Annotated in this window: 8 protein-coding genes and 1 pseudogene; 5 read left to right on the forward strand and 4 right to left on the reverse strand. The window is 44.5% G+C overall.

Features of this window, described 5'->3' with window-relative positions:
* Positions 1 to 179 (forward strand): annotated as a pseudogene (locus tag ACJ751_RS19595) (UDP-N-acetylenolpyruvoylglucosamine reductase); the annotation flags it as partial.
* A 149-nt stretch (positions 180 to 328) separates the two neighbouring features.
* Here ACJ751_RS19595 and ACJ751_RS19600 read toward each other — a convergent pair.
* The 3 genes from ACJ751_RS19600 to ACJ751_RS19610 form a co-directional block, all read right to left on the reverse strand.
* Positions 329 to 1,849 (reverse strand): sigma 54-interacting transcriptional regulator, encoded by a 1,521-nt coding sequence (locus ACJ751_RS19600; protein WP_407747214.1) that lies wholly within the window; start codon positions 1,847 to 1,849, stop codon positions 329 to 331.
* Between the two features lie 33 nt (positions 1,850 to 1,882).
* Entirely contained in the window at positions 1,883 to 2,980 is a 1,098-nt protein-coding gene (locus ACJ751_RS19605) for a vWA domain-containing protein (RefSeq protein ID WP_407747215.1), read from the reverse strand.
* A 231-nt stretch (positions 2,981 to 3,211) separates the two neighbouring features.
* Complete coding sequence (locus ACJ751_RS19610) at positions 3,212 to 6,634, reverse strand: DUF2723 domain-containing protein (protein WP_407747216.1); 3,423 nt, start codon at positions 6,632 to 6,634, stop codon at positions 3,212 to 3,214.
* A gap of 611 nt (positions 6,635 to 7,245) precedes the next feature.
* On the opposite strand from ACJ751_RS19610, the gene ACJ751_RS19615 reads away from it, so the two are divergent.
* Positions 7,246 to 7,698, forward strand: a complete 453-nt coding sequence (locus ACJ751_RS19615; RefSeq protein WP_407747217.1) for an SRPBCC family protein — start codon at positions 7,246 to 7,248, stop codon at positions 7,696 to 7,698.
* Positions 7,699 to 7,865: 167 nt separating this feature from the next.
* Complete coding sequence (locus ACJ751_RS19620; protein WP_407747218.1) at positions 7,866 to 8,711, forward strand: N-acyl homoserine lactonase family protein; 846 nt, start codon at positions 7,866 to 7,868, stop codon at positions 8,709 to 8,711.
* 13 nt (positions 8,712 to 8,724) lie between these two features.
* Here the strand turns inward: ACJ751_RS19620 and ACJ751_RS19625 are convergent, their stop codons facing one another.
* The gene (locus tag ACJ751_RS19625) at positions 8,725 to 9,894 is read right to left on the reverse strand and encodes a class I SAM-dependent RNA methyltransferase (RefSeq protein WP_407747219.1); all 1,170 of its coding nucleotides are present in this window, start codon (positions 9,892 to 9,894) and stop codon (positions 8,725 to 8,727) included.
* 122 nt (positions 9,895 to 10,016) lie between these two features.
* Here ACJ751_RS19625 and ACJ751_RS19630 point away from each other — a divergent pair, with 122 nt between their 5' ends.
* Both ACJ751_RS19630 and ACJ751_RS19635 read left to right on the forward strand, forming a co-directional pair.
* Positions 10,017 to 10,607, forward strand: a complete 591-nt coding sequence (locus ACJ751_RS19630) for a hypothetical protein (protein ID WP_407747220.1) — start codon at positions 10,017 to 10,019, stop codon at positions 10,605 to 10,607.
* Positions 10,608 to 10,634: 27 nt separating this feature from the next.
* Positions 10,635 to 11,006 (forward strand): hypothetical protein (locus ACJ751_RS19635; RefSeq protein ID WP_407747221.1); only part of this gene is annotated, 372 nt, incomplete at its 3' end.

Raw genomic sequence — 11,006 nt, forward strand, 5'->3', positions numbered from 1 at the left:
AAAGTGGTTGGAAGGGCTATCGCCGTGGCGACGCCGGTGTACACGAAAAGCAAGCGCTGGTGTTGGTGAACTACGGCAACGCTAGCGGTCAGGACATTTATGACCTGAGCGAAGACGTAATGAAAAGTGTGCATGAGAAATTTGGGGTGGCGTTGGAACGGGAAGTGAATGTGGTGTAGGGGTTACACTAAATGATGCGCTTGTATACGCAGAAGGAAGTACACCAGCTTCCTGATCTTCAGCGACAAAAAAAATGTCGAAGTGATTCACTTCGACATTCAGTATTCAACCCGCCTTCGCCAAGGCTCCGTCGGGCAAGTATTCTCCATTAATTAAAATCATCACTATCAAGTTCATCTTCGCCATACGAAGTGGTATTGCCCAGCATGGAACCCATCAGGTCTTTGAACTCGATGCGGCTTTCCAGAATTTTTTTACTGATCATGGAAAAGGCAGCCAGTCCGTGTAATACAAACTCCATTAACAAGGCGGCGTCTTTTTCATTGGCCTGTTTAAAATATTTTTTCACCAGTGCATGCAGGCCGTCTACTTTATACAGTTGCTGTATTTTGTCTTCGTCTTTTGTATGGAACAACAGGTTTAAAGAATTGCCTTTGTCGAACCAGGATGAAATGGAGCGATAAGGATTTTCTTCGGCTGCCTGCTGATTTCGTTTCTTCTTAAGCGTTTCCGGATTGGGAAAATATTGGATGAATTGGGTGCGGATGGCTTTGTCGAGCAGGTTCATGGCTACCTGGTAAGGGCCTTCCTGTTCGCCTTCATACACCAGTTCTATTTTACCGGTAATAGAAGGTATCAGTCCGATCAGATCGCTGATCCATACCTGGGTGTTGTTTTCTTTATTGATCAACAGACGGCGCTCGGCAGAGCTCACGGCATTTTCAAAAGCGGAGATGCTTAACCGGGCCGATACACCACTTTTTTTGTCAACCAGTTCGCTGGAGCGGGCTTCAAACGAGATCTGTTCTATCAGTCGTTTTATCAGGTCGCTCATTTGCACCTTGGCCTGCTGTTCCTTCAGAATATCGGCTTCCTGCTCGGTAATGGTGAGCGCGGTGTCGATGGTTTTAGGATAGTGCGTCAGGATCTGGCTTTCAATCCGGTCTTTCAACGGGGTTACAATAGAACCGCGGTTGGTATAGTCTTCCGGATTGGCGGTAAATACAAATAAGATGTCCAGCGGCATGCGCAGTTTGAAACCACGGATCTGTACATCGCCTTCTTCCAGAATATTGAACAAGGCTACCTGGATGCGGGCCTGCAGATCGGGAATTTCGTTGATCACGAAAATACCCCTATTGCTGCGGGGGATAATACCATAGTGGATCACGCGTTCATCGGCAAAGCTTAACCGCAAATTGGCTGCTTTAATAGGATCGATGTCGCCAATAAGGTCAGCCACGCTAACGTCGGGCGTAGCCAACTTTTCGCCATACCGTTCGCTGCGATGTATCCAGTGAATAGGGGTCTCATCGCCATATTGCGCCATCAGGTCCTTCGCATGGATGGAGATGGGATTCAGCGGATCGTCATTGATCTCACTGCCTTCGATCACCGGAATGTATTCATCGAGTAATTCAATCATTTGCCGGGCCATCCGCGTTTTTGCCTGTCCGCGTAAGCCAAGGAATAAAATGTTGTGACGCGACAAAAGCGCCCTCTCCACATCGGGAATAACCGTTTCTTCATAACCTATGATCCCGTTAAAGGTGCTTTCCTGCTTTTGTAATTTGCCAATAAGGTTCTTTCTGATCTCATCTTTTACTGACTTTGGTTGATAGCCACTCTTCTTAAGTTCACCCAGGGTCTTTATTTTTGGTATGCTCATAGTAATAGTTCGTTTCGTAAACTGTCTGATGTTTTAATAAACCGTCTTTCTTTTTCCATTTTCAAAATCACGGAATATAAAGGCGCCTAACCGGTCGAGCGAAGCAAAGAAGGCCTTGCCGCTGTTGGTTTCGGTAAATTCCTGTACAAACCGCTGTAAATACGGGTCAGTAGCGATCATGAAAGTGGTAATAGGCACTTTTAGTTTTTTGCATTGGGCGGCCAGGTTCAAACAACGATTGGTAATGCGACGGTCGAGCCCAAAGCTGTTCTTATAATAGCGTTTGCCAATTTTTAAACAGGTGGGTTTGCCATCGGTGATCATAAAGATCTGTTTGTTGGGATTTTTGCGGCGGCGCAAAATATCCATCGCCATTTCCAAACCGGCTACCGTATTGGTATGGTAGGGACCAACCTGTAAATAAGGAAGGTCTTTTATTTCAACAGGCCAGGCATCGTTGCCAAACACTACAATATCCAGTGTGTCTTTAGGATATTTGGTAGTGATGAGTTCGCTCAACGCCATGGCTACTTTTTTAGCCGGCGTAATGCGGTCTTCACCATACAGGATCATCGAATGCGAGATATCGATCATCAGTACGGTAGAAGTTTGTGATTTGAAATCGGTTTCGCGAATGGCCAGGTCATCTTCCTGCATGTTGAAGCTTTCGATGCCATGATTGATCTGCGCATTGCGAATACTGGTGGTGAAATCGATCTGTTCCAGGGTGTCGCCAAACTGAAAAGGCCTGGTTTCGGGATTGATCTCATCGCCGCCACCGGGTTTGAATGTATGGTGATCGCCGGTTTTTGTTTTCTTCAGTTTCCCGAATATTTCTTCCAGCGATCTTTTGCGAATGCCCTGTTCGGTTTTGGAGGTGATCCTGATCTCGCCGCTGACCTGGTTCTCCTGGATGTAGCCTTTTTCTTTTAATTCCTCAATAAAATCGCCCATGCCATACTCGCTGTTCGTAAGCTCATATTCTTTATCGAGCTGGTTCATCCAGTCCAGTGCTTCACTTACGTCGCCATTGGTATAGGTAAGCAATTGCATGAACACATCAAGCAATTGCTCAAATTTCGTTTTGCCCTCCTGACGGGGATCGAATTTGGTGAAATGATGTCCTATCACTGCTAATAATGTTTTAAGGTACAATGAATTGGTTCTTCCTGCGTCCTCGGTATCCTCAGGACTAACCCAATTTAAGCATTAAAATTCATTCATTGACGTATGTAATTTTTGTTAACACTACAACAAACTTCGGCAGCAATTGTTGAAAAGCGCCTTAAAACAACGGTGCCATCCCCGCTAATCGGAGATGGCACTGTATATTTTGAAATATATCTGTTTGTTCGAACCTTTCTAAGGCTTTGTTGTATCCACGGCTTTTTGTGAATCTGCCGCCTTTAATTCTGCAGGAGCATTTTCAACGCCGCCTTTTCCGTTTCCGGCTTTGGCGCCGAATTGTTTTTCCCAGTCAGACATTTGCATCAGCATTTGATAAGAGGAAACAATATCCTGTACAAATACCAACTGTTTTTCCGACAACGTAACAGGCGCATTTGGATCTTTCATATAATTGGCTGCATTGATAGCCAGGGTTTCATTATTGGAACTTTCATCGCCCAGCGAACGATAGTATTTCATTTGTTGTTCCAGGTCAGTTTTAACCGACTTGCCAACTTTTTGGGCCAGCTCCATGTCGCCGCTGCGGTAAGCAGCATATAAATACGTCATGGTAACGCGGTTGTGGAAGTTGCCACGGTTTGATGTCATACCGTAAGGAATGTTGCTTTCCAGCACCGAGTTATCGTATTTGCGCAGTTCTTTACGGGCTGAATCCAGTTTACCGGCGTCAACCAGCGCCATACCCAGGAACGCATGCGCCTGGCGAATGCTGTTCAAATGGCGACGGTTCTCCTCATCAAAGTAAACATGCGGTTTGCCGGCATTGCCAAAAGCAAATTTTTCTGTGAGGTTTTTGTATGATACATCCAGTTCCACGTTGGTGCCTTCAACAGGTACCAGGCGGTAGGAGAGTCCTTCCATGCGAACATATTTTTCAAGACCCAGATCTTCGAGCTCCTGGGTAGAAGTGAAGTAGATAGGACGTTTCCATTTGTTACCGGCAATAATGGCCAGTACAGCCAGGTCGTTCTTTTGCAGGTACTGGCGTTTGATGTCGAGTTTCAGTTCACTTACCACGCTGTCGCCGGGATTCAGCGGCATGTTTTTCTTCACCCAATCTACATCAACAGGTATGCTCAGCTTGCTCGCCGGTATAATGTTGCCCAGGTCTTCATCGTTGAACTGAACTGTATTTTTAGGATCATCGCTGGCTGTAACATTTTTCAGGATGGTGTACAGATCGTAGTACTTGTTCTGATCGTATCCTGCCAGCAATTGCGCATTCACGTGGCTCAGGTAAGCAGGCGTGAATACCACGTTGCGCTTGTCACCCTCAATTTGTTGCGGCGTAAAGATCACGTCGGTAGGGGCACTTTCGTTTACTTTATAACGCAGCTCGTTGATGTACCAGTCGGTACCCAGCAGGCTGTAGTTGATCACGCGCAGGTCTGGACGGATCTTCTCCACTTCCTGGGCATACCACAATGGGTAAGTATCGTTATCACCAAAGGAGATCAGGATACCATCTTTGGTACAGCTTTCCAGGTAATCTTTACCAATGTCGCGGGCCAGGGTTTTCTTGCTACGGTCATGGTCATCCCATTCCTGCGAAGCCATCAACACCGGTACGGCCAGTAAGCAAATACCTAAAGCGGCATATTCGGCTGTTGCGCCCCCTTTCAGGTAGCGGCTTAGTTGTTCTTTCACCCAAATAACACCCAAACCTATCCAGATAGCAAACGCGTAGAAGGAGCCTACATAGGCGTAGTCACGTTCACGTGGTTGCTGGCCGCTTTGGTTCAGGTACACCACGATGGCCAACCCTGTAAAGAAGAATAACAGGAAGCTGATGATCCAGTCACGTCTGTTGCGGTTCAACTGGAATATAAAGCCTATAATACCCAATATGAATGGCAGGAAGAATAATTTGTTGTTGGCTTTGTTCGCTGTACCGGCTGTATCAGGCAGTTCGGCAGGCGTACTGTGGCCAAATGCTTTATCTACAAAGTTGATACCGCTGTTCCAGTTACCGTCACGGCGGTTGCCAAAGCCCTGCAGGTCGTTTTGTTTACCGGCAAAATTCCACATGAAATAACGCCAGTACATCCAGCGGAACTGGTAGTCGAGGAAGTAACGGATGTTGTTGAAGAACGTTGGCGGGGCTTCGCCGCTCATCCCGCTAAAAGTCTGGTACACGTACTCCTGGTTACGCTCATTGCCATTGTCCCACATCCGCGGGAAAATGTGCGGTCCGATCTTCTCAACCAGCTCCGGATCCCATTTGTGCTGTTGCGCAATTTGTTGTTTGTCTTCTTCTGTGGGGCTGGCGCTGAAATCCTGTTTACGGGTTTTACCTGCCACCACGTATTTGTCTTTTCCGTCTTCGCTTCCTTTTACATACAGATCGCCTGTAGTAACAAAGGGCGAGCGGTAAACATAATCAGGACCGTACAAAACCGGCCAGTCGCCATATTGTTCACGGCTCAGGTAACCTACCAGGCTCACGGGGTTGTCAACATTATACATATCTACCGATGGGTTGGCTGAAGAGCGCACCAGGGTAGTGAAGTACGTTGAATAACCCAGAATGAGGAAGATGGTAGACCAAAGACCGATCTTCAAAAAGGAGAGGATATTTTCCTTTACATAATAGCAGAAGCCAATTAAAACGGCCAGACCTACTAATAGTACAAGGAACGTGATGCCGCCATTTATAAAGGGGAAACAGAATAATAAGATAATGGCCGATAACCAGATGGCAAAAACGGTGAATTTCTGGATCTGTGCGCCGGTGAACCGCAAGCCAAGGACCAACAAGGCCGCAAGCAACACGAAGTAAGTAGCAAATCCTACGAAGAAGGAGGTACCCAGATTATTCACAAAGAACTGGTCAAAGAGGCCTGCGCCCTTGATCGACCATTGAATAATAGCCACCTGTACAAGCCCGGTGACTACGCAACCTGCAAAGAAGGCAGCCACAGTTCCCCAGGTGGTAACTTTATAGCGTTTGAAATAATACACCATTACAATGGCGGGAATGGTCAACAGGTTCAACAGGTGCACCCCGATTGACAGACCCATCATATAAAAAATAAATATCAGCCAACGGTCAGCATGGGAAAATTTATGGCCGTCCAGTTTACTTTCGGTGTCAACTTCATGTTCCCATTTCAGGATGGCCCAGAAAACCACGGCCGTGAACAGAGATGATAAGGCGTACACCTCACCCTCAACGGCGCTGTACCAGAAAGAATCGGAGAAAGTATAGGCCAGGGCGCCTACGGCGCCGGCACCCATGATGGTGATCAGTTGCTGTCTGGTTAATTCAACCCCTTCTTTTTTTACCATTTTCCGGGCAAAATGGGTGATGCTCCAGAACAGGAATAATATGGTGAAGCCACTGGCGATGGCATTCATGAAATTCACGCCGAGTGCGGCATTGGTTGGATTGTCGCCAAAAAGAATAATGAAAAAACGGCCCAGCAGGATAAAAAGCGGGGCTCCCGGAGGGTGGGGGATCTGGAGTTTATAGGCACTGCTGACAAACTCACCGCAGTCCCAAAAACTGCCGGTTGGTTCCATAGTGAGCACGTAAACGCTACAAGCTATCAGGCACACGACCCAACCCACTATGTTGTTCACTCGGTTAAAATTCATAAAGTGTTGGTTTAAAGAATGGGCAAATATATGGTCTTAGTTTTAAGTTTTTAGCTCAAAGTTTTTGTTAACTACTAGATTTCTTGGGGGTTAGATGCAAATTTCTGCATCCGGGTGACCGGTTTCGGATGAAAGATTGCCTAAAGTGATATGTAAAAATGTATCAATGTTCCCTGTTTCTGTGTAAGTCGTTCTAAATCAGTTGTTCATATGCTTCTGATTAAAAACGGTAGTGGATTGGCTGACAAGTATATAATAAGGATGGAAGTGGCAGGGATCTTTATCCATACCGGTATTAAATATACCGGCCAGGGCGGGTGGCCTGCAATTGCATTCGGGGCATTAATACTGATAACAGGTTTTTTCAAGCCCAAAAGATGCTTGCATGATTGCACGGTCGATCATCGCTGATCGTTACCTATGCATAAAACGCATACCCATATAAACTTCATTAGTTTATAATTCATAGCATAATTTGTTGCGGAAATGACTTAGATCGCTGAAGAGGTGATTTTTGTCAGCCATGTCGCAAATAACCCTCATTTTGTCCCGATCAGCCACCGCCTAAGTCCCGAATTCGGCCCATCTTTGTGTCAACAAAATTAAATCGTATGTCAAACAATTCAGTTTCGCTGCAAAGAATGATTAAAACATCCCCTGAAAAGGTATACCGCGCATTTACCGAAGCCCTGGCCATTGCATCCTGGTTACCTCCTTATGGATTTCTTTGTGCCGTTCAGGAAATGAATGTAAAAACAGGCGGCACCTTCAAAATGTCATTCACGAATTTTACAACCGGTAACGGCCATTCTTTTGGTGGAACTTACGTGGAAGTTAAACCGAATGAATTTTTGAAATACACCGATAAATTTGATGATCCCAATCTGCCCGGAGAAATGATTACTTCAGTGTGGATCCGCAAAACTGTTGCTGGTACAGAATTAAAAATTGAACAAACAGGCATCCCTGCTGCTATTCCCGCAGAAATGTGTTATTTGGGCTGGCAGGATTCGCTGGATAAGCTGATTAAGCTGGTAGAACCTAATATTCCGGATGGTATGTAAGGCAGTGATCTAACAGAGAACTAACATGAATAGTGCTATCGCCGGGCTCGCTAAAGCGATTTACGTATAACCATGAAAAATAGGAGAGAGGTACTTTTTGAGTATCTCTCTTTTTTATATGGAGTCTGTTCAATTTTATTATCTTCAGGGCACTAATGTATACATTAATGAAAAATGTTATTCTGTTTGTCCTTATCAGCTTTATAGCTTCAAAAAGCGCCTGGTCGCAGTCGAAAAAATACGAAGTATATGCGTTGAAATTTGCCTCGTCTTCTCCTCCATGGCCAATATCTAATTGGGTTGACAAAGGACCCAAAGACGATAGTGTACAGATCGATTTCATGATCTGGTTGATAAAAGGAAATGGTAAGACTGTTTTAGTGGATGCCGGTTTTTTAAACGATATCCCCGATGCAAAAGAATTTGACATTGTGAGCTATATACGGCCCGATTCAACATTGCAAAAATTAGGACTAAAACCTACCGATATTACAGATATTATATTAAGCCATCCGCATTGGGACCACATAGATGGACTCGATCTGTTTCCCAATGCCCAGGTATGGATGCAGCAGGATGATTTTTACTATTATGTGGGTGCTGCCTGGCAAAAAGGTGGTTTTGCCGGTGGATTTAATAAAAGAGATGTAAGAAAACTTATAGACAAAAACCTGGCAGGTAAATTAACGCTTGTGAATGGTGATAACCAGGAAATAATTCCCGGCATAAAAGTATTTACCGGTTCCAGGCACACCTTCAACTCGCAGTATGTACTGGTTGAAACGGGTACAAATAAAGTAATTGTTGCCTCTGATAATATATGGGTATATTATAGTTTGGAACATATGCAACCGGCAGCGGCTGGTGGTACGTATGACCCTGCTGGATATATAAAGGCCATGCAAAGAATGAAAACATTAGTAACCAATCCCAGGTATATTATTCCCGGTCATGACGGTAAAATATTCTCCAACTTCCCGGCGGTTAAGGAAGGTGTGGTGAAGATAGACTAGGTTAAAAGCGCCGCTACTTTGGTTCCGAACGGGTTCCGCTATACAATTCATATTCCAGCAGGCGGCAGTCAATAGTACTGGTATAAAATTCTATACGTCGGGTTGCTTTCAGGCCAATCTTCTTGGCAAGTTCAAGATTACCGGTAAATACATAACCAAAGTAACCGCCACATTTTTGTTTCATAAAGTCACCAATACGACTATATGTTTTTTCCAGTTCCGCTACTTCTCCCAGGCGTTCTCCGTATTCAGGGTTCACATAAAAGATGCCAGGCACATTGGGCGGCACTTCTGTAGCAGCAAAATCACAAACGGCAAATTCTATCAGGCTGGCCACACCGGCGGCCACTGCATTCTTTCGGGCATTCTCAATGGCTTTAGCGCTGTAATCGGTAGCGATGATCCGAAGACCAGGTATTTCTTTGATCTGCTCTTCCAGCCGGGCGTCCTCTTGCAGGTATACCTGTTCATCATAGCCCTGCAGGTGCATAAAAGCATAGTTGGTCCTGAACAGACCGGGTCTGCGATTGGTTGCGATCATGGCGGCTTCGATAGCAACGGTTCCCGAACCACACATAGGGTTCACGAAGGGGCTCACCCTGTCCCAACGGGAAGCATAAATAGTGGCGGCAGCCAGCGATTCCAGCATCGGCGCCTGACCGGGTATTTTGCGGTATCCATGCCGGGCCAGTGAATCCCCCGAGGTATCGATAAAGATTTCGGCGTTCTCCTCTTTCCAAAACAAATGGATCACGGCACCTGTTAAAGCAGAACCCGTGGAGGGACGTGTTCCTCTTTTTTCGCGCAGTCTGTCGATGATGGCATCCTTCACGCGCAGGTTGGCGTACATGCTGTTATTGATGCTGTCGTTGCTGACATTACTGGTAATGGAAAAGTACCCCCCATCAGGTAAGATCTCTTCCCAGGGATAGTGGAGAAGGCTATTATATACATCATCAGCATTACGTGCCTTAAACGATTGAAGACTATACAATACCTGGCTGGCGCAACGAAGGTTCAGGTTGAGCCTGATACATTCATTCACCGTTGCTTTTAACTTTACACCGGTAACAAAAGTTTCTATCAGCTCAAAGCCAAGCTCTTTTATTTCCTGTTCCAGATAAAGCATGGTTCGCTTATGACAGGTGATGGTAACAAATCCCGGGGTGGTGTAGATATTCATGCTGCACGAAAGTAAAACTTAAAGGTGGTTGTGGCAAAACGGATGTGCCTTTTGACCTTAAAGAAAATAGAACTTTAAATTTTAATTTTTCAGCAATATAAACATATTGGAAAGGCTCGCCGTTGGCTATACTGTTAATGGGCCTGTTAGTTTTGGAGTTGGTTGCGGGAATTATTGGTATGTTTATGGCGGTGGGTCATATACACTTAGTACAAAGCCTCACGCAATATTTTATAAAAAGAAATAGTTTTCCAACCCAGGCAGGTAGTATGAATAGAAAAGTAACTATTATTATAGCTTTTGTTGTTTTGATATTTTTAATTGTTTATAATCTCAGGAAGAATTCCAGGGATAGTAGTCGTTATTTCGATGAGTTAGCCTTGCATTTAAAAGGTGAAGTTTTATCGGTAGATGTTCCAAATGGTTATAATGGCTTTGGCATCCTGAAAGTAAAAGTGTTGGAAAGCAATATAAACAATTACGATCTGCGGAATAAATCTGATACTTATTATTGTATCATTAAAAATGGGTTGGCAGAAATATATCAGCTTGGTGTAGTTGAATGTAAACCAGGAGATATTGTTATTGTTGATACGCAAAAAAAAGAATTTACAATACAAAAACGGGATGGCGGTAAAATAGTAAAGGATATCATATTGTATACGAATGAGTTTTTTTATAAGTATGTTAAAAAACATCATCAGGATTTGTAAATAGCATCGTTTTCTAAAATGCCAGGCTTGAAAAGAATATCATTGATCGGTTTGCTGTTTTTCAGCATTGTTTCCTGTATTGAAAAAAAAGCAGGGAATAAGTTGGGGGGGCTGGATTTTAGTCTGGTAAAAGGCTTTGTCATAGATACCAATCTGTATGAGTACGCATACTTTAAAATGCGCGTTGTCAATAACTATAGCCAGCCGGTGCGCCTGTATATTGAAAAATGTGAGGTGCCATTTGTTACACAAAAAGCGCCTGGTCAAAAGAAAAATGGCAGCATTTTTATGCTTGATTCAAACAGAAATAAATTAAACGAATTGTTATTGTGGCCTACCTATCCCAATGAGCTCATTATAAATGTCAACAAGTCAATTGAATTTCTGCTTAGGGCATCT

This window comes from Niastella sp. (assembly GCF_045805085.1).
Lineage (GTDB): Bacteria > Bacteroidota > Bacteroidia > Chitinophagales > Chitinophagaceae > Niastella.